This is a genomic window from Acinetobacter sp. V116_7, from assembly GCF_056735735.1.
This window is the reverse complement of record NZ_JBWZIF010000011.1, coordinates 200,507-218,203: the sequence shown is the minus strand read 5'-3', so window position 1 is coordinate 218,203 and position 17,697 is coordinate 200,507. Positions and strand designations below refer to the sequence as shown.

General features: G+C 35.6%; 21 protein-coding genes. 14 read left to right on the top strand and 7 right to left on the bottom strand.

The genetic code is table 11. The annotated features are described in order from the left end of the window. Nucleotides 1-43: 43 nt before the first annotated feature. Entirely contained in the window at nt 44-2,233 is a 2,190-nt protein-coding gene (locus AC1PJP_RS01770; RefSeq protein WP_311083745.1) for a TonB-dependent receptor family protein, read from the bottom strand. A 497-nt stretch (nt 2,234-2,730) separates the two neighbouring features. Between AC1PJP_RS01770 and AC1PJP_RS01765 the strand changes: the two genes are divergently transcribed. Then, on the top strand, nt 2,731-4,965 hold the full coding sequence (locus AC1PJP_RS01765) for a TonB-dependent receptor (RefSeq protein ID WP_479766422.1): 2,235 nt from the start codon (nt 2,731-2,733) through the stop codon (nt 4,963-4,965). A 94-nt stretch (nt 4,966-5,059) separates the two neighbouring features. Further along, the gene (locus AC1PJP_RS01760) at nt 5,060-5,743 is read left to right on the top strand and encodes a Fe2+-dependent dioxygenase (protein WP_479766421.1); all 684 of its coding nucleotides are present in this window, start codon (nt 5,060-5,062) and stop codon (nt 5,741-5,743) included. A 41-nt stretch (nt 5,744-5,784) separates the two neighbouring features. Here the strand turns inward: AC1PJP_RS01760 and AC1PJP_RS01755 are convergent, their stop codons facing one another. Together AC1PJP_RS01755 and pdxR are read right to left on the bottom strand one after the other, a co-directional pair. Beyond that, nucleotides 5,785-6,180: a Fur family transcriptional regulator gene (locus tag AC1PJP_RS01755; protein ID WP_416706705.1), complete on the bottom strand. Its 396-nt coding sequence runs from the start codon at nt 6,178-6,180 to the stop codon at nt 5,785-5,787. Between the two features lie 287 nt (nt 6,181-6,467). Next, nucleotides 6,468-7,883 (bottom strand): MocR-like pyridoxine biosynthesis transcription factor PdxR, encoded by a 1,416-nt coding sequence (gene pdxR, locus AC1PJP_RS01750; RefSeq protein ID WP_479766420.1) that lies wholly within the window; start codon nt 7,881-7,883, stop codon nt 6,468-6,470. A gap of 98 nt (nt 7,884-7,981) precedes the next feature. On the opposite strand from pdxR, the gene AC1PJP_RS01745 reads away from it, so the two are divergent. Both AC1PJP_RS01745 and AC1PJP_RS01740 read left to right on the top strand, forming a co-directional pair. Next, nucleotides 7,982-8,398, top strand: coding sequence for a cupin domain-containing protein (locus AC1PJP_RS01745; protein WP_479766419.1), 417 nt, complete (start codon nt 7,982-7,984; stop codon nt 8,396-8,398). Nucleotides 8,399-8,421: 23 nt separating this feature from the next. Next, entirely contained in the window at nt 8,422-8,871 is a 450-nt protein-coding gene (locus AC1PJP_RS01740; protein WP_479766418.1) for a carboxymuconolactone decarboxylase family protein, read from the top strand. 33 nt (nt 8,872-8,904) lie between these two features. Here AC1PJP_RS01740 and AC1PJP_RS01735 read toward each other — a convergent pair whose 3' ends face one another. Continuing rightward, nucleotides 8,905-9,426, bottom strand: a complete 522-nt coding sequence (locus AC1PJP_RS01735) for a hypothetical protein (protein WP_322904811.1) — start codon at nt 9,424-9,426, stop codon at nt 8,905-8,907. Between the two features lie 114 nt (nt 9,427-9,540). Then, nucleotides 9,541-10,263, bottom strand: coding sequence for a type 1 glutamine amidotransferase (locus tag AC1PJP_RS01730; RefSeq protein WP_479766417.1), 723 nt, complete (start codon nt 10,261-10,263; stop codon nt 9,541-9,543). 268 nt (nt 10,264-10,531) lie between these two features. Here AC1PJP_RS01730 and AC1PJP_RS01725 point away from each other — a divergent pair, with 268 nt between their 5' ends. The 6 genes from AC1PJP_RS01725 (at nt 10,532) to AC1PJP_RS01700 (ending at nt 13,430) form a co-directional block, all read left to right on the top strand. Continuing rightward, the gene (locus AC1PJP_RS01725) at nt 10,532-10,756 is read left to right on the top strand and encodes a hypothetical protein (RefSeq protein WP_004791641.1); all 225 of its coding nucleotides are present in this window, start codon (nt 10,532-10,534) and stop codon (nt 10,754-10,756) included. 149 nt (nt 10,757-10,905) lie between these two features. Further along, a complete protein-coding gene (locus tag AC1PJP_RS01720) occupies nt 10,906-11,280 on the top strand; it encodes a TonB C-terminal domain-containing protein (protein ID WP_151988587.1) in 375 nt (124 codons plus the stop codon). Nucleotides 11,281-11,570: 290 nt separating this feature from the next. Further along, nucleotides 11,571-11,840 carry a hypothetical protein gene (locus tag AC1PJP_RS01715; protein WP_005306505.1) on the top strand — a complete coding sequence of 90 codons (270 nt, stop codon included), beginning with the start codon at nt 11,571-11,573 and terminating at the stop codon, nt 11,838-11,840. Between the two features lie 107 nt (nt 11,841-11,947). Next, nucleotides 11,948-12,148, top strand: coding sequence for a hypothetical protein (locus AC1PJP_RS01710; protein WP_004791647.1), 201 nt, complete (start codon nt 11,948-11,950; stop codon nt 12,146-12,148). A gap of 184 nt (nt 12,149-12,332) precedes the next feature. Beyond that, a complete protein-coding gene (locus tag AC1PJP_RS01705) occupies nt 12,333-12,842 on the top strand; it encodes a hotdog fold domain-containing protein (protein WP_479766416.1) in 510 nt (169 codons plus the stop codon). Between the two features lie 15 nt (nt 12,843-12,857). Beyond that, on the top strand, nt 12,858-13,430 hold the full coding sequence (locus AC1PJP_RS01700; RefSeq protein ID WP_479766415.1) for a lysozyme: 573 nt from the start codon (nt 12,858-12,860) through the stop codon (nt 13,428-13,430). A gap of 85 nt (nt 13,431-13,515) precedes the next feature. On the opposite strand, the gene AC1PJP_RS01695 is transcribed toward AC1PJP_RS01700, so the two are convergent. Continuing rightward, on the bottom strand, nt 13,516-13,932 hold the full coding sequence (locus AC1PJP_RS01695) for a carboxymuconolactone decarboxylase family protein (protein WP_151988590.1): 417 nt from the start codon (nt 13,930-13,932) through the stop codon (nt 13,516-13,518). A gap of 110 nt (nt 13,933-14,042) precedes the next feature. Between AC1PJP_RS01695 and AC1PJP_RS01690 the strand changes: the two genes are divergently transcribed. From AC1PJP_RS01690 to AC1PJP_RS01680, 3 genes are all read left to right on the top strand, one after another. Further along, a complete protein-coding gene (locus AC1PJP_RS01690; RefSeq protein ID WP_004791654.1) occupies nt 14,043-14,357 on the top strand; it encodes a winged helix-turn-helix transcriptional regulator in 315 nt (104 codons plus the stop codon). Nucleotides 14,358-14,968: 611 nt separating this feature from the next. Continuing rightward, entirely contained in the window at nt 14,969-15,211 is a 243-nt protein-coding gene (locus AC1PJP_RS01685) for a hypothetical protein (protein ID WP_192836952.1), read from the top strand. A gap of 177 nt (nt 15,212-15,388) precedes the next feature. Next, nucleotides 15,389-15,652 (top strand): hypothetical protein, encoded by a 264-nt coding sequence (locus AC1PJP_RS01680; RefSeq protein WP_192835162.1) that lies wholly within the window; start codon nt 15,389-15,391, stop codon nt 15,650-15,652. 53 nt (nt 15,653-15,705) lie between these two features. Here AC1PJP_RS01680 and AC1PJP_RS01675 read toward each other — a convergent pair whose 3' ends face one another. Then, entirely contained in the window at nt 15,706-16,560 is an 855-nt protein-coding gene (locus tag AC1PJP_RS01675) for a DMT family transporter (RefSeq protein WP_199987717.1), read from the bottom strand. A gap of 226 nt (nt 16,561-16,786) precedes the next feature. Here AC1PJP_RS01675 and AC1PJP_RS01670 point away from each other — a divergent pair, with 226 nt between their 5' ends. Then, nucleotides 16,787-17,656, top strand: a complete 870-nt coding sequence (locus tag AC1PJP_RS01670) for a LysR family transcriptional regulator (RefSeq protein ID WP_004791662.1) — start codon at nt 16,787-16,789, stop codon at nt 17,654-17,656. Nucleotides 17,657-17,697: the final 41 nt, after the last annotated feature.

The following is a 17,697-nucleotide window of genomic DNA, read 5'->3' as shown; positions in this document are numbered from 1 at the left end:
AAAAGCCCTCCGAAGAGGGCTTTTTGTTCAATTTAATTGGGTTTTAGAAGTCAAAAGAGGTTTGTAGATAGAAAGTACGTGGCAGTCCTACATATTTGCCGCCAGTAGAGTCTGTTGAGCGCGTAAAATATTGCTTATCAAAGACGTTTTTGATTCCGCCAGCAATTTTTAAACCTTTAACTTGTGAACTTAAGTCATAAGAGGTACGTAGCGCAAAAGTGGTATAACCCGGAATATCTCCATATTTACCATCAGCAGTTTCTTCTGTTTGATAGACATTACTATCAGGAAGATCTGGTGAATGCTGCTTAGACTGCGCAAACATGTCAGCATTTAAAGACCATTTATCCACGGTATAACCTAACCCAACATTACCGACATGACGTGAGTAAAATGGTAGGTCTTTATCTTTAAACTGACCAGCTTCAGCTACTGCTTTGGTGAAAGTATAGTTGCCGTATACTTTTAAGCCTTCTAATGCATCTGTTAATTGACCGAAATCATAGCTAATACCCGTTTCGATACCTTTATGGCTGGTTGCCCCTAAATCTGTCCAGATCCCGTTATTACCAGCATCACGTACTAGAGAAAGCTCTTTATCAAAGTCTAGATAGAACACTGTAAATTCAGCATTTAAACCATTGCCTAGATATTTGGTTCCAATTTCATAGTTATTCGATTTTTCAGGATGTAAGCCTTCGGTTGTTGCCGTTGCGGTTGTTCCTTCAAGACGTGCTAATTGGCTGTATTGCTGTGGACCGAAAGATACACCAGCGTTTGCAAATATATTCCAATTTTCATTTGCCGAGTACATCACAGATAAACTTGGCAAAAATTCGTCTGAATCAATTTTTGGATAAACAGTATTAGGTTGTCCTTTGTTATAACCGGTGAAGTTATTATAGGTTTCAATTGATTCGAATCGAACGCCCGGTGTGATGGTCCAACGGCCCAGTTCCATACGGTTGTCGATATATACCGCATGCGCTTTTGTACCACCTTCGCTGCTGCTACGTGGGGCAAAATCTGGAGCTGATGAATCTGCTGCATAAGATGCAGTACGTCCAGCAAACTCAGAACTTTCTTCTTTTAAGTAGCGATAGCCTACCGTTACTTCATTTTGAGTATTACCTAGTTGATAAATACGAGAGTAACGCGGTTCAATTGCATAGACTTTATAATCACGTGGAGCAGAGTCGAGGCGCTTGTCACCACTCGCTAACACGGTCTCAAGATTACTTGTGCGGAAAGAATCAATATAATAGCTCAGAACTTCGAAGTTATTTTTTTCATCTTTATGGTTATAACGTAAAGAGACATCAGTACGTCGACCTGCAAAATAGTTTTTTTCACCAGAAGATTGATAAGGATTTTCTGCATATTGGGCTTGAGTTAAACCCTCTGGCATTTCGCCTCGACCTTCATAATGATGCAGATTTAAAGCAACTGAATCTTTATCATTAAATTGATAAGCAGACTTTAACATTACATCATCGATATCAATCTTGTTATTTGCTTCTCGATAATTATTTCCTTTAGTCCCTGAATACAAGAGAGCAAGGCCTAATCCATTGTCTAAAGTTCCCCCTATAAATAGATTAGGGCTGAACTTTACTTGGTCAGTGCCAGATGCGTATTCTGAAGTTAGGCTAACAGTTCCACTAAAATCTTGAGGAATTGATCGGGTCGCAAAGTTAATAATTCCGCCTACGTTTTGAGGCCCAAAACGGACAGATCCTGCACCACGCACTACGTCAACTGACTCAATATTACCAATTGAAACAGGTGCTAAAGATAATTGTGGCTGGCCATAAGGTGCAAATGAAAGCGGAACACCATCAACAAGAACAGTTGAGCGAGGTGATAGGCGAGATGCTAAACCACGAACCCCAATATTGAGAGACACATCACTACCACCTGTTCCACTACTGTCTTGCGCCTGAACTCCGGGAACTTGTTTTAGAGCTTCTCGAATTGAGGTTGCTGCTGTTTCATCTAAACGCTTGCGGTCAACAATAGTTCGAGCGCCAGCATGTTTGTGAACAGTTTCAGCATTTGCTTCTTCTAACCAGTTACCTTGAGCCTTAATGGTGATGGTCGGTAAAGCACTGGTCGTTGTATCTTCGGCATGTGCAGGAAGTGCTAAATAAGTACAAGCCAGTCCGATTGCATAGCTTAGCGTAGAAACTTTGAACTTGAAATTTGGGAGTGAAAGAGGGGTTGAGCGGTCCATGTTGATGTATCGACATCCTAAACGATAATTATAATCATTATAGCGAAAAAGTAACAAAATTTTATAAATTGGTTTATGTTTTTTCTCGGAATTTTAAACAATTTCTAAAAAATTAGAATTATTAGAAAATTCAAATTACTGCTAATGATTTAGATACAAGCAATAAAGATCTAACTAGACAAGGATGTTAATAAAAGGGAAATTTTCATGTGTAGAGCAGCGTACAACTTCTGTTTAAAGACACAATAAGTATAAACATACTAAGGTACACAAAAGTTGGTTGTTGCTATCGTGATATGGATAAGTCAGTAATAAGTTGACTTTAAAAGACATTTGTGTGAAAAGGGAAATAATTTAATAAATATTTTTAATAAAAATCAATAAATTATTAATTTTTATTGAACATTTGTTATAGGATTTTTATATTAAATTATTGTTTTATTAATCAATAATCATTATTATTCGCGCTAATATTTACATGAACACACAAAATACATATGGAATTTATTAAGTCTCGCAAGAAGATTGCTAAATCAGCAATAGCCTCTTCATTATCAATTGTAGCTACAACAGCAATGGCTGCTCAGGAAAATTCTGTACCACTTCCATTAATTCATGTTCAAGCAGACGCAGAAGTTGCACAAAGCCTTAAAGTTGATCAATCTGCTAATTCTAAATTCGTAGCACCTCTATTAAATACTCCAAAATCAGTTTCAGTAATTTCAAAACAACTTATTGAAGATACGAAAGTAAATACATTAAGTGATGCACTTCGTACTGTGCCAGGAATTACCTTAGGTGCAGGTGAAGGCGGTAACCCGAATGGAGATCGACCATTTATTCGTGGTTACAACTCAGAAAGTTCAATGTATGTTGATGGTATTCGTAACTCATCATCACAAAACCGTGAAATGTTTGCTATTGATCAAGTTGAAGTGACTAAAGGTTCTGCTTCTTCTATGGGTGGTGCAGGTTCTGTTGGTGGTAGCATCAACATGATTTCTAAAGTGGCTAAAAAAGGTGACTCTTTAGAGGGCTCTGTTCAAGCAGGTACGGATAACTACCAACGTATTACCTTAGATGGTAATAAAGACTTTGGTAATGGTACGGCTGCTCGCGTTGTCTTAATGGGGCACAAAAATGAAAAAGCGGGTCAAAGTGATGGTGCTGAATACAAGCGTGTAGGTATCGCGCCTAGCATTACATTTGGATTAGATACACCAACACGTGCAACTTTAAGTTATTACTATTTAAGATCTGATGACACTCCGGATTCAGGTGTTCCATATAATTACGATACAACTAAAAAGGCTACTGTTGGTAAACCTGTTGATGTTAAACAAGGTATTTACTATGGCTTAAAAGGTCGTGATTTCCAAAAACAAGAAAATCATATTGGTACTTTTAAAGTAGAACATGATTTAAATGAAAATCTTACGCTTAGTAATACTTTGCTCTACAGTAAATCAAAAAATGATTATCTTTGGACTCAACCAGATGATTCAAAAGGTAATGTGGCAAACGGCAAAGTTTGGCGTCGTATTAACTCTCGAATTACAGACACTGATATCTTTACCGATCAATTATCTTTAAGAGGTAAGTTTAATACTGGAGCTATCAAGCATAGTTTCAATGTTGGTGCAGAATACAGCGATCAAGAGTCAGATAAAGGTAGTTATTCAACTACATACCCAGGTTATGCGGGTTCTACAACAGGTGGTTTTAATAGTGATTGTGCTATAAACGATGCTTGGTGTACTTCATTAACAAACCCTAATTCTAAAGATGTATGGCTAGGGGACCGTATCGCGAATAAAGCAACGACTACAACTAAAACTAAAACGACTGGGGTTTATCTATTAGATAATATTGAATTTAATCCTCAATGGTTATTGGATCTAGGCCTTCGTTGGGATAAGTTTGATACAGAGCAAGTAACAAATGCGACTGGCGCAAAAATTGAAAGTAATAAAGATTTTATTACTTACAATGCTGGCATCACCTTTAAACCTACTGAAAACGGCAGTATCTATGCGAGTTATGCAACTTCAGCAAACCCTGTAGGTGTAGATGGTGGTGATGGGTCTGAGTCTATTGGACAGGCTTATATGGACCTTAAGCCAGAAGAAAGCCAAACCATTGAACTTGGTACAAAGTGGAATGTTTTAAACGAAAAACTTAATTTGACTGCTGCCATTTTCCGTACAGAGAAACAAAATACACGTATCCAAGTAGACTCAAGTACTTATACAAATGGCGGTGACAGTAAAGTTGATGGTATTGAACTTTCAGCAAATGGTAATATCACTGATAAATGGGCTATGAGTGCAGGCTACACCTACTTAGATAGTGAAAATACTGATCCAGGACCAAGTTGTAGTCGTGCTGGTGTGTGTACTCCTGAAAATGCAGCTAAAGGTAAGCAACTTCCAAACGTACCTAAAAACTCAGCAACTTTATGGACTACATATAAAGTATTGCCACAAGTTACTGTGGGTGCTGGCGCTTTCTATGCTGACAAAGTATATGGTGATGCAGCTAATACAAAATGGGTTCCATCATATGTTCGCTATGATGCAATGGCTCGTTATGACGTTAACAAGAATGTTAATTTGCAACTTAACTTAAATAACCTTTCTGATAAGCGTTACTTTACTAAAGCGTATGCTTCACACTATGCGACTGAAGCAGAAGGACGTAGTGCAGTATTATCAGTTAACTTTAAATACTAATAAGTTTAAAAATTTATTAGTCTAAAAAAGTAATCTAAAATAGCCTCAATTTGAGGCTATTTTATTAATTAAAGCTATTTTTAAAGGTATCGCCGTGATTCACCATATTCCTAATGTACTTAGTAAAGAGCAAGTCCAGTTTTTCCGTCAAGAAATGGACAAGGTAGAGTGGGTGAATGGGAAAGTCACTGCTGGTACACTTTCAGCTACAGTAAAACATAATCAACAATTGTCTGAAGATCATCCTTTAACCCATCAACTGAGTAATATTATTCTTGATGCTTTAGGAAAACATCCATTATTCCTATCTGCTGCAATTCCACTGAATATCATACCGCCTTTATTTAATCGCTATGAAAATCATGAGTCTTTCGGCTTTCATGTAGATAATTCAATACGGCTAATACGTGGTAGTAATCAGCGTTTAAGAACAGATTTATCTTGTACGGTTTTTTTAAGCGAGCCAGAAGAATATGACGGTGGGGAACTCGTAGTTGAAGATACTTACGGATATCACGAAATTAAATTGCCTGCTGGTGATATGATTTTGTATCCATCTACTAGTCTACATGAAGTGACTGCTATTACTTCAGGCTGTCGTATAGCATCTTTTTTCTGGGTACAGAGCATGATTCGTGATGACGCAGATCGACATATGTTATTTAATCTAGATCAAGCTATTCAAAACTTACGTATGCAACTAGGCGATGATCATAAAGAAGTTTTGAACTTAACAAATACTTATCACAACTTAATTCGTAAGTGGGCTGAGGTTTAAATAACAACAAAAGTGCTTAAGTAGCGTAATTATTTAATACGCTACTTATAAACATTTACTTCAATATTTAATGCTTTTTCATCAATTTTTTTCAATAAACACTCTAATAATTCTTCTACTTTTTCATCATATTCGAAAGGATGAGATTTCCCTGTTTTTGTATTAATCAGATTTAAACTAATTTTATTAGAGGCTAGTCTATAAATTCCTCTATTACTTTTACCCAAAACAACTCTTTTAATTAATTTTCTATGTTCAAGTTCCGCTAAAGTACGATATGTAGTGGCTAGACTAATTTTTAGGTTTTTCTTTTGGGATAACAGATATATTTCTTCTGCAGTTATTCCTTTATCGTTCTCATGTAAAAAACGGAAAATAGCAACACGCGAAGAGGTAGCTGATAAACCATTTTCAATTAACTCTTGATGATAATCCATTTAGTTCCTCTGCTAATGGCTTATTTACATTTAAATTGATTAATAAGGCTTTTTTAGTAGTGGGTAAAAAAATCTATTTGAAAACCAATGATATTAGTCCTAATTGTAAACCATTTGGTACAAAAAGTATTATGATAAAAAGTAAAAAATCTTGATTAAAATAAAAAAGTTAGAAGCCCATTTTTCCAAATAAAACTATGAGATGAATCATATTAAAGTACGACTTCATACGAATAAAAATTAGTGTAAAAAGTCATATTGACTGTGCAATTAAACTTTAAAGATTTTTATGACTGAACTTTATGTTGTTCGATGATTTCCACTAACTTTTCACAGGACTGATTTACCTTTGATATGGGCGATGTTGCAACTCCTAGCATTAAACCTGAAACAGCATTTTTAGGGTCTTGATACCAGAGTGATAATGGAGAGGGAGCCAGATTGAAAGCTAATGCTTCATTAGCAATTTTTTGATCAGATAACGAGGACGGTAAGTTAATAAGAACTGATAAGCCAGCCGTATATGTTTGCAAATTAAAGCTTTTTAAGCACTTTATTAATTCATCGCGCTGAGCATTATAAGTTCTTTTTGTTCGTCTTAAATGTCTTAAAAAATGTCCCTCATGCATAAACTCTTGAATTGAAAGTTGTAAAGATGGAGACGGAGCTGGTGCTAATGTTGCTGTCGTTTCTGCAAAATGATTAATCATGTGAAAAGGCACCACTGCAAATCCAATTCGCAATTTGGGGCTGATCGTTTTACTAAAGCTTCCCAAATGAATAACTCTTCCTGCAGTATCTAATGAAAATAAGGCAGGTGCTGCTCGGCCATCTAATTGTAATTCTCCTAAATAATCATCTTCAATAATCCAGCTTCCATTCTGGTTAGCCCAATCAAGTAACTTCAATCGTCTGGCCAAAGAAAGAGACATTCCTAAGGGTGCCTGCTGTCCCGGCGTGACTAATGCAAGGGATGCATCCGGTACATTTTTTATTGCAAACTCAACATCTATCCCATCTTTATCAACCGGAATTGGACATGTTTGCATTCTTCCAACCTCAAGTGCATGTTTGGAAAATGGGAAACCCGGATCTTCAACCCATGCCTTTTCCCCACTTAATCCCAGAACATGTAATGTAAGACCCAACCCACCAGAGAAACCAGAAGTAATAAATACTTGGTCAGCAGTACATTGAATTCCTCTCGATAAAGCTAAATAAGCAGCAATTTCTCGGCGAAGAACATATTCACCCCGAGCGTCAGGGTAGCTTGGCCACCCACTTGACTCATTACGCACAGAACTTGATCTAATTTTTGAAAATAACTTTGCAGGAAAGATTTCTTTTGAGGGAACACCTAACTGAAAAATGCCATGTATAGATGTCATATCTAAATACATCTGTGTAAACGAACTATTTTTATGAGCTTCTTGAGTAGAGATTGGCTTAACTGCTTGGTAGGCAACCCGTGTACCTTGCGATCTAGACGCAATGATAAATTGACCATCGGCAAGTCTTTCATATGCAACTTTTACAGTACCTCTAGATACACCGAGTTGACTAGCTAAATCGATCCATGAGGGTAAACGATCACCCAGTTGTAGCGTTCCAGAAATAATGGCTTGTTCAATTCCAAGGCGTATTTGTTCTGCTAATGGTGTTTTTAATTTGCGATCTAAATTAATTTTGAGCTGCTGGTACATTCGTGGTACAGCCTTTTAATGCATTTTTGGTTCATGAATTTATACTACGGATCTATAAAATAAAAACAACTCCCTATCTTTATGTAGGTTTAATTTGAATGGAAATGATCAAAAAAAGATTCTTTTTAGGCTTAGGTTTAATGCTTGCATGTATTGCACCGTCTATGGCACATGAGCCAGTGGAAAAAGTTAAGCCTAATTTTGAGCATACAATTCCCAATATTCCGGGTAAGTCGCTTATTGCTTTAGAAGTCGATTATCCACCTGGTGGTGCTTCTATTCCTCATACCCATGCGAAATCATCTTTTATATATGCCTATGTGGTTGAGGGGAGTATTGAGTCTAAAGTGAATAATGAGAAGCCAAAAATTTATCAAGCAGGTCAGAGCTGGTTTGAAGAGCCAGGAGCAGTTCATTCTATTAGTCGCAATGTGAGTAAGACCAAACCAGCAAAGTTATTGGCAGTATTTGTTGTAGATACTGATGATAAAGAATTAGTTGCCCCAATAAAATAATTGAAAGTGAATAGGTGTTTATTATGGCCCAACGTATTGATTATAATCAGGTCACTCCAGCAGGTGTGAAAGCTCTAGGCGGTGTCTATAGCTATGTAATGCAAAGCGGTTTACCGACAGAATTAGTAGAGTTGGTTTATCTACGGATATCGCAAATTAATAATTGTGCATATTGTTTGGACATGCATACAAGAGACTTAATCAAAAAAGGTGTTGCCATCGAGAAACTAGCTTTAGTTCAGGCTTGGCAAGAAGGTGGTCATCTTTTTGATGAAAAGGAGAGAGCGGCTTTAGCTTGGGCTGAGTCAGTAACTAAAGTCTCTACTACGGGAGTACCTGATGATGTTTATCAACTAGCTCATTCTGTATTTAATGAAAAAGAACTGGTTGATTTGACAATAGCTATTAGCTTGATGAATGCATATAACCGTATGGCCATTAGTTTTAGAAATACGCCACAAGCTGCTAAGTAATATTCAAAAAGCCCTCTTGCGAGGGCTTTTAACTTATCTAATAGAAGGTTGGCTTAAGATTTTGTAGACCTTTTCTTTATATACATCATTCGAAATCATGCCTTTATCGCGCTGTTGTTTTAGCGACTTAAACTGCTGACCATTAATTTCTCTTTGAATGCCAACATTATCATGATTTCTAATGTAGTAAAGACTACGCTCATGATTACTCATATTGACTGTTTCTTCAGCGGAGTAAGAAGGCTTAGTTTCCTTTTCTTGATATTGTTTTGCAATTTCAAAAAAATCTACATTTTGATGATTGGTGCCAGAATTAGAAAAATCTTTTGGTTGCCCATTAAATTTATGTTCTTGAGAATTTGCGTTTACTGCAAGCATGCTCTTATGCTGATTAAAGTTAGGAGGGGTATATTCTTGTTTCATTTGAAATGTGTTTGTTTCAGAAAAAGCTACGGGAGAAAAAAGACTAATATTTAAAGATAAAAAAATTAATAACAATCTATTCATTTCTTTTGAAGTCCAATTGAAATTGAGTAAATCACTGTATTGTAACATTAAAGTTGATTTTTTTGGAGATTGAATTTTGAGTGAATTTGATCATCTAGTCAATAATAAGATCTATAGGTGAGTGTAAAAGCCAACTTAAGAAGGCTTTTTACACTCATTTTTTTAATGTTGTTTTGAGTATTCTTCTTTCAGTTTATCCAGAAAAATAAAGAGGTTTTGATTCATCTCTTGGTAATCGTGATTTCGTAATTCTTCACGACTATTCACGAATTTATAATGGTGAGCCTGATTTAACTCGGCTTCTGAGTGTTGAATCAGCAATTCAACGACTTCTGACGTTAATTCCATGTGACATTGCAGTCCATACACTAATTTTGAATATTCAATAATTTGTCTTGGACAACCTGCACTAAAAGCGATGATTTTTGCGTTGGGAGTTAAACCCGGCATATCATTATGCCAATGCCCAACTTCGGTCATTTTTCCTAAGTGTGAAAACTTAGAGTTTGTTAAGCCATATTCTGTAAGCATAATTGGAAATTTGCCAATTTCTCTTTCAGGGCTATGCTCAAATTTGGCCCCTAAAGCTTGACCTATCAATTGAGATCCTAAACATACCCCGATAACTACTTTATTTGCTTCAATCGCTTTTTTAATGATTGATTGTTCAGCTAATGAATTAAAGTGAGGGCACATCTCTAGTGTCGTATCTGGATCTTGTGGACCACCCATCACAATAAGGAAATCTATATCTTCAGCAGAAGATGGCAAAGCTTCATTTAAAAACACTCTTGAATATGTAATTTTGAAGTCATTATATTGAGCCCATATTTCATATGCACCGGGTGCTTCAAAATCTTCATGAACAATAAAATGTAGGCGCATGTTAGTCCTCAAAATCTAAGCGTTAATTAATAGATCATTCGTGATAAATCGAGGATAGATTAAGAGCTGTAGACTTTATCTAATACATCCAGTTTCTAAAAGTTATATGGTCCAGATGTATGAGTTTTTATATGATTTAAATAGAGTTACTCATTTTATTGATGCGGGTCTTATTGGTTTATTATTAAGTATTACTAAATAGTTGCGGTGTGACAATAGCTGTTCAATTTGTTAAGTTGTGTGGTTTTTATAACGGTAGTCAAAATTTATGAAGACATTTCTACTTATATCTTTATTGGGTTTTGGGCTGATTGGCTGTGCTTCATCTCCATATAATTCTCAAGAAAACTATTTAAATAACGCTCCAACTGTTCCAGTTAATAAGGCATTTAATAGTTTTAAAACACCTGAACACGGAATTTTTACTGATCAAGATGTCTATAATGTGCCGGAAAATTCAAATATGAATTTTCGTTATGAAGTCCCTTTTTAAAGAAAAATAAAACATTAGTTTAAACAAAGGTAGATCAGGATGGCCGACTACCTTTGCTGACTAGGGATAATCAGTGATTAATACCGCCTTCGGGTAGTTTTTTAAAACTTAAACTGTTAAATTTTAATTATTGAAAAAAGGTATTTTAAATGAAAAACTTCACTATTATTGCTTCTTTATTTTTATTAGTTGGGTGTGCGACTGGCCACAAACAGGTTGCTCCTGTTCAAGTGACCGATAATAAAATTACTTCAGAAGCTGAAAAATATAAAAAGCAATATCAAAAGAAAATTTATAAAATATGGGATATTCCAACGTCTTCTACAGGGATGAGTGCAAGCGTTAAAGTATTTTTAACTGACAGTGGAGAAATTGAGCAAATCATCTTTTTAGATAAAGAAGAACAAAAATTTAAAACAAGTATTGAAAAGGCGATCTGGCGTGCAAGCCCATTTGCTTTGCCTTCAAATCCTGAAGTAAGAAAGCAAGCTAGAAAATTCAATATGAAATTTCAGGCTAAATAAGTAAGTTCTTCTTCAGCATGGGGGGCAAATTTAAAACTTTTAATGTATATAAATTTGCTCTCTTATTTCATGAAACAGCGGAGTAGTTAGTTTAATGGATATATAGATTTCATTGAAAAAAGTAAAAACAACATATCATTTTAAATTGAAAATAAGACAGTTGAATGATAGATAAAAAAATATAAAAATTAGTTACATTGCTATCAAAACATAACATAAACAAAACTTTAAATAGGCGTTAAATTAATATAAAAAAATGCTATGAGCCCTAAAATGTGACAAGAAAAAGTATGAGTCAAGCAAACAAACTCCATAGTGAAAGTAAGGCAACCACAGTTGTCGCGTGGGGCGTAATTTTATTTGGAATTGTTTTGGGAATAGCCTTTATTTTGTCATATGGGCAAGTTGAAACAAGAAACGATAATTTAGACATTATTCAAGTTTGGTCTAAAGAAATGGTTACAGTCGGTCTTTTCATTATATTTAATGGACTACTGTTTGGTTACTTACTTTTAAAAATTAGTAGTATTTTGAACCATCTTGAAAATAACAAAAACTAAAACGTATCCGAAAGTGTCAGTTACACAAATGATGATTGTTTGGTGTTGAATGTAGCCGTTAATTATTTAAGCATGGAATGACACAAGTTAAGTAGAGGATGAATCTCATGATAGATGAAGAAAAACCCTTAAATTTTGACGATGATGAAGAGCCTCTCGATTTTGCTGATGAAGAGTTTATCGATGATAAAAAAGAGGATGAATTGTATAACAGCATTACCAAAGATGGTTCGAGTGTAGATCCTGCCGATGATGGTGAGCGTCACATTCGCCCTGAAGATGGTGATCCCATCGAAATTGAAGAATAAATTAAAGCCCAATTCAATATTGGGCATTTTTAATATTTGGGATTTCTAGTCAAACAGCACGGTACGTTCGAGGTTATTTAATCATTATCATTAATGACTCAAAAAATTGAAAACTAAGCAATGAGTGTAGAGGTGGGTACATATATATTTATTGAATGATTAATTCTCGAATTGAAGTAAAACTATGAGTAATTATATTTCTACATTTACCAACAAAATCAAAAATAAAGCACTTCCACCGGTCAATGATGTTCTGCTCGCGTTTAAGACTTTGAAAAATGTACCAGGCGGATTAACGCTATTATCAAAAGTTGTTAGTCGAGTTGCTCCATATTTTCAGACTGTAAATCCAATGATTCAAAAATTAGATTTGAACCTGTGCGAAGCTTCAATCAAAAAAAATAAATCAATCGAAAATCATATCGGGACTGTACACGTTATTGCCATATGTAATGGGCTGGAATTTGTCATGGGTGTATTAGCTGAAGCATCAGTACCTCAACATTTAAGATGGTTACCTAAAGGTATGAACGTAAATTATGTAGCGAAGGCAGATTCTGATATTAAGTTAGTGGCAACAATTGATAACAAGTGGAAAGTTGGAGATATGCAAGTAAAAGTTAATGCTTATAGAGCGGATGGGCAGCCTGTAGTTCAAGGGTATATTACGCTTTGGGTTACAGAGAAAAAGTAAATAACAGGGCATTAAATGCAAAAAATATTGGATTATCTCCGCAAATTTTTTACTGCTAAGCCTCAGCAAGATGCAGCAGTGGATCAGATTGCTACAGCAATTGATCATGGCGATGAATTGATAGGTGTCGCTGTTGATAAGATGTCTCTTAGCCTAGAAGGTGTAAACCTAATTTGTAATTTTGAAGGATTAAAACTTAGTGCTTATGACGATGGTACTGGGGTATGGACTATTGGATATGGCACGACGCGATATCCTAATGGCCAGCGTGTAAGTGAAGGAGACCGATGCTCTCTTGAACAGGCTAAAGCTTATATGCAGCATGATTTAAAGATATTTGAGCGCGCAGTAAATAGTGCTGTAAAAGTGCCTTTAAAACAGAATCAATTCGATGCATTAGTCTCTTTAGCTTATAACATTGGAGTTGGGGCTTTTAAAAATTCGACCTTACTCAAAAATTTAAATTTAGGTGATTATAAAGAGGCTGGAAACCAGTTTGATGTCTGGGTCAATGCTGGTGGTAAGCGGTTGCAGGGGCTAGTGAATCGCCGAGCAATCGAAAAGAAATTATTTTTATCACCAAAATAGTGCTTTCAATTTTTATTAAACTTTGTCAAAAATTCATTAAAAGCCCCAAATAATTAGGGCTTTTTCATGTTAGGAAGAAAATAGATTAACTTTTATCACCTAAAGTGATTCTAAGCCGGTTTAAAGCCCCCATGAGCGAAATGCTGGTCGTTAACTCTACAATCTCTCTTTCACTAAAATATTCAGCTAAATGAGCTTTTATAGTTTCAATTTTGTCAGATAGAAAAGTGACTGCCTCCGCAAGTTCAAGAGCAAGGTGCTGCTTCTTTGAAAAGGCATTCGAATGTTTATAGCCCGGAATTTTATCAATCACTTCTTGGCTTACTCCCATATCTCTTAATTCCTGAGCATGAAAAGCGCAGCAGTAAGCACAACCGTTGATTTGTGACACATACAATTCAGCTAAAGCAATAATTTGAGGGTCGATGCCTGAGGTACGAATAGATGCATGTGCTGAGTACAAATGATTAATCGTTTTTTTAGCAACTTCTTTATATTCCATAATATAGGCCAGTCTTTTGGTGATAAAAAACTATTATTTACCACTAGGTATAGATTGTAAATTAGGCACTATTTTGTTATATAGGTATATTTTTTATACCTAATTAAACAATGAAAGATAATATTTCTGGCTGTTCTGTAGAAGAGGCAATGACAGTATTGGGTGGCCGCTGGAGAATGTTAATTATTTCATTTCTCATCGAAAGACCTATGCGCTTTAATGAACTCAGACGCGCAATACCTAATATTTCTCAAAGAATGTTAACTTTAGAATTACGTTTTCTTGAAGAAGAAGGGTTTATTAACAGAGAAGTTTTTGCGGAAGTTCCTGTTAAAGTTGAGTACTCACTAACAGAAGATGGCAAGAAATTAAATGGTTTAGTTGATGTGCTAAAAGAAGTGGGCACTTGGCTAAAAGTAAGATAAGGCTAGTTAATTTTATAGTTTGATTTACGTTGTTTCAGATCGCACAGAGATCGCATGTCATCATTTTGATAGTATCATTTATACAAATTTTAGGCATAAAAAAAGCCTGATGCTACGAATCAGGCTTCAGTATTCATCGACAATAGGAGTTGATGAACAAGACCAATCTAACAGACCTGATCTATAAAGGCAAACCCATGGCCGACCAGACAGTTCATATAAGTATAAGTTTTCTCAAATTTTAGGCATTAAAAAAGCCCTTGCTCGAAAGCGAAGGGCTTAGTCGTTCATTGATCTAGCAATGAACTATATAAGGCTCATCTCATACTAAGTTCAGTATAGCTGAAATTGAAGCAACAAAGAAGAAAACATTCTAAATATCTTCATCACTCTATTTAAACTCAATTTATTCATTCCTATAGCAACTTACATGTTTGATAAATCAATACACAAAATTTGCACTTTGCATTTTTGAAGGCATGTTATTTGTGTGTAGCCCTAAGTGGATCGGTTTAGGGAATAAACAATAGCCGTCTATAGATTATTCAAAATTAAGCTTTATATGAATCAATTGAAGAGTGAGGACGCTAGAGGGAAGTAAGGAAGTAGAGATGAACTTGATTAGATTAGAAGAGCTTTCATTGGTAAGTAATGCTGTTTTGACACCCCAATTAAACAATTGGCCGTGTGTACGATCTGAAAATATGCGTGATGCTTCCTATAACAAGTCTAGAGATAACTTTTCGGAACAATCTGATCAAAAATTTTATAAAGAATGGCTGAGACAACAAAAGAAAATACTTAAAAGTATTCCGAGTAATGCTGTTTTACTCAACAGGAAAGATCCTATTTAGATGAGGTTTAAGGTACGTTTATAAAAAATGCATTACAAGGATGAGCATCTGTTTTACAAAAAATCTAGTTTTAACCAAATATACACACTTAAACAATTAGTTAAAAAAGTTTCAGTAATCTAGCCCGATAGCATGTTAAGTTTTTCTCAATCATAAAAATTTAGAAAGGATTAAAACATGAAATTTTCCTACCAAGATCTTGCCGGAAATAATGTTGAAGTAGAATGTGAAAGTTATACTCATATACCCTCAGGAACAGCAGCAAAATCTACAGAAGGGGGTAATTATCATCTTAATGAAAACTTCAGTTTCTTTAAGAAAACTGAAGCTGATTCTATGCCTATCTATCGATTTGCTATTGACCGTAATTCTAATGTTTTTAATAGTGATGAGCTTCCAGCATTAGCTCAAATTGGTACAGACTGGAAAAATTTAGATTAAATTTTTATTCAAAATAAAACCCTCAGTTGAGGGTTCTATATTATTTCTATGAGTTAGTTCTTTTTAAATACAATCAATAAGCCTAGTAAAATTGCAATCATTCCAATTAAACCTGCCAGAGGTAATGTATTTTTTAAAATTAGAAAATCTAAGAGTGCAGTAACAATGGGAACCAAATAGAACAAGCTTGTCACGTTGACAATATTGCCCTGACTTAAAAGTCGGTAAAGTAAAAGCTGCGCAACTACAGAAATTAAAATTCCAAGAAATAAGACTGAAATAATTAGTTGTGAATTCCACGTTATTTCAAAATCTTCAAAGGGAACTATAAATAAGCAAACTGCAAGGCTAACTACATATTGTAGTGGTAGGACATCTGTCGGAGCCTGTTGAATGTTCTTTTGCATGATAGCCCCAAAGGTTATACAGATGAGGGCAGCCAAGGCAAAGAATATGCCGATTGGCGCAATAAACGACATTGTTAGGCTTTTCCAGACTAAAAGAATGAGTCCAGCTAAAGCAATGAGTAAACCGAAAAGCCTTTCTTTTTGTAAATTCTTTTCTAGAAGGCAAAGCGTTAAAATAGGTTGTATTCCCATAATTGTGGCCATTAAGCCAGGCGTGACCCCATGAGCCATCGCTTTAAAATAGCAGATTGAATAACCTGCAATCATGAGTAGGCCCGTTAGTAAAACTTGCTTACGGGTTCCATGCTTCGGTAAGAGCCGTTTTCTAAAAATAGCCAGTAGCGACAGAGCAATTAAAGCAGTAGAAAACCGCAGAATTAATAAGGCTATGGGTGAGGCATTATCGAGTCCCCAACGAGTAAAAATTGCGGCACTTCCCCAAAGTAAAACGAAAATAGATGTCGCACTTTGTGATGCAAGCATCTGTTTATTTAGGCGCATAAAACCTCCTCCTAGTGCGTAATATCTAAGAAATACGAAGTGTTGAAATTGATAGTAGGTGTCGCTATTAACGTTTTATTCAGACATTAATCAATTCACGGAGAGCTTTCTTTCAGAAATATGAATTGTTTTAACTTCTTCTAATTTCAGTATGGGAGAGAGAATAAATAAAGAAAAGCGCATAATTCTTTTATATACTATTTGAAAATCGAATAGATAAATCGTAATGAATATAAAAAACTTACAGATTGATTGGTTAAAGTGTTTTGTCACAGTCGTAGATACAGGCTCATTGTCGAATGCAGCACCTGAGTTATATCGTTCTCAGTCTGCGGTTAGCATGCAACTGAAAAAACTAGAAGAAGCGCTGCATTGCCAACTTTTAATACGAACACATCGACAAATTGAATTAACGTCGCAAGGACAGCTACTTTTAGGTTATGCGCGCCGAATTCTCGACTTACATGCAGAAGCTCAAATGGCATTTCATGGAGATGAATTAAAGGGCCGTATACGCCTTGGAGTACCTGATGACTATGCTGCTAAATATTTAACACCAGTACTCAAACGTTTTGCGCCACGTTACGGAGGTGTTGAAATTGAATTGATTTGTGAACAGTCGACTTCTTTAATTCCACGAGTAGAAAGTGGTGATATAGACTTGGCATTAATTTCAAGAGATAACGCTCGTCAAGGAACATTGTTATTTCATGAACCGATGGTATGGGTTGGCTCTCCACAATTTGAACTCTGGCGAGAAGATCCGCTTCCAATTGCAGTTTACGAAAGTACCAGCCAAGCTAAAAAGAGTGCTATTCATTCTTTGGCATTACAAGGTCGCCGTTACCGTGTGGTATACAACAGTTCAAGTTTGGCTGGTCAAATTGCAGCAGTTGAAAGCGGTTTAGCAATCGCTGTGTTCACACAATGCAGTGCACCTGAGCATTTAACCATATTAGGTGCAGATCATGGACTTGGGCCATTAGAGCCGATGGAGGCTGCTGTTTATCGGAGTAGATCTTCTTTAGAGTCAAAAGCTGTAGATCACCTATATGAATTACTCATTAAAACGCTCAGACACTCAGTTAATGTTTAATGTTCAAATCTTAAGTTGATATTTCAAGGTCAAACTAAAGC

Coding starts and splice junctions, on each gene's coding strand:
- AC1PJP_RS01770 (WP_311083745.1), bottom strand. CDS start 2,233: ATGGACCGCTCAACCCCTCTTTCACTCCCAAATTTCAAGTTCAAAGTT.
- AC1PJP_RS01765 (WP_479766422.1), top strand. CDS start 2,731: ATGGAATTTATTAAGTCTCGCAAGAAGATTGCTAAATCAGCAATAGCC.
- AC1PJP_RS01755 (WP_416706705.1), bottom strand. CDS start 6,180: ATGGATTATCATCAAGAGTTAATTGAAAATGGTTTATCAGCTACCTCT.
- pdxR (WP_479766420.1), bottom strand. CDS start 7,883: ATGTACCAGCAGCTCAAAATTAATTTAGATCGCAAATTAAAAACACCA.
- AC1PJP_RS01745 (WP_479766419.1), top strand. CDS start 7,982: ATGGAAATGATCAAAAAAAGATTCTTTTTAGGCTTAGGTTTAATGCTT.
- AC1PJP_RS01740 (WP_479766418.1), top strand. CDS start 8,422: ATGGCCCAACGTATTGATTATAATCAGGTCACTCCAGCAGGTGTGAAA.
- AC1PJP_RS01735 (WP_322904811.1), bottom strand. CDS start 9,426: ATGTTACAATACAGTGATTTACTCAATTTCAATTGGACTTCAAAAGAA.
- AC1PJP_RS01730 (WP_479766417.1), bottom strand. CDS start 10,263: ATGCGCCTACATTTTATTGTTCATGAAGATTTTGAAGCACCCGGTGCA.
- AC1PJP_RS01725 (WP_004791641.1), top strand. CDS start 10,532: ATGAAGACATTTCTACTTATATCTTTATTGGGTTTTGGGCTGATTGGC.
- AC1PJP_RS01720 (WP_151988587.1), top strand. CDS start 10,906: ATGAAAAACTTCACTATTATTGCTTCTTTATTTTTATTAGTTGGGTGT.
- AC1PJP_RS01715 (WP_005306505.1), top strand. CDS start 11,571: ATGAGTCAAGCAAACAAACTCCATAGTGAAAGTAAGGCAACCACAGTT.
- AC1PJP_RS01710 (WP_004791647.1), top strand. CDS start 11,948: ATGATAGATGAAGAAAAACCCTTAAATTTTGACGATGATGAAGAGCCT.
- AC1PJP_RS01705 (WP_479766416.1), top strand. CDS start 12,333: ATGAGTAATTATATTTCTACATTTACCAACAAAATCAAAAATAAAGCA.
- AC1PJP_RS01700 (WP_479766415.1), top strand. CDS start 12,858: ATGCAAAAAATATTGGATTATCTCCGCAAATTTTTTACTGCTAAGCCT.
- AC1PJP_RS01695 (WP_151988590.1), bottom strand. CDS start 13,932: ATGGAATATAAAGAAGTTGCTAAAAAAACGATTAATCATTTGTACTCA.
- AC1PJP_RS01690 (WP_004791654.1), top strand. CDS start 14,043: ATGAAAGATAATATTTCTGGCTGTTCTGTAGAAGAGGCAATGACAGTA.
- AC1PJP_RS01685 (WP_192836952.1), top strand. CDS start 14,969: ATGAACTTGATTAGATTAGAAGAGCTTTCATTGGTAAGTAATGCTGTT.
- AC1PJP_RS01680 (WP_192835162.1), top strand. CDS start 15,389: ATGAAATTTTCCTACCAAGATCTTGCCGGAAATAATGTTGAAGTAGAA.
- AC1PJP_RS01675 (WP_199987717.1), bottom strand. CDS start 16,560: ATGCGCCTAAATAAACAGATGCTTGCATCACAAAGTGCGACATCTATT.
- AC1PJP_RS01670 (WP_004791662.1), top strand. CDS start 16,787: ATGAATATAAAAAACTTACAGATTGATTGGTTAAAGTGTTTTGTCACA.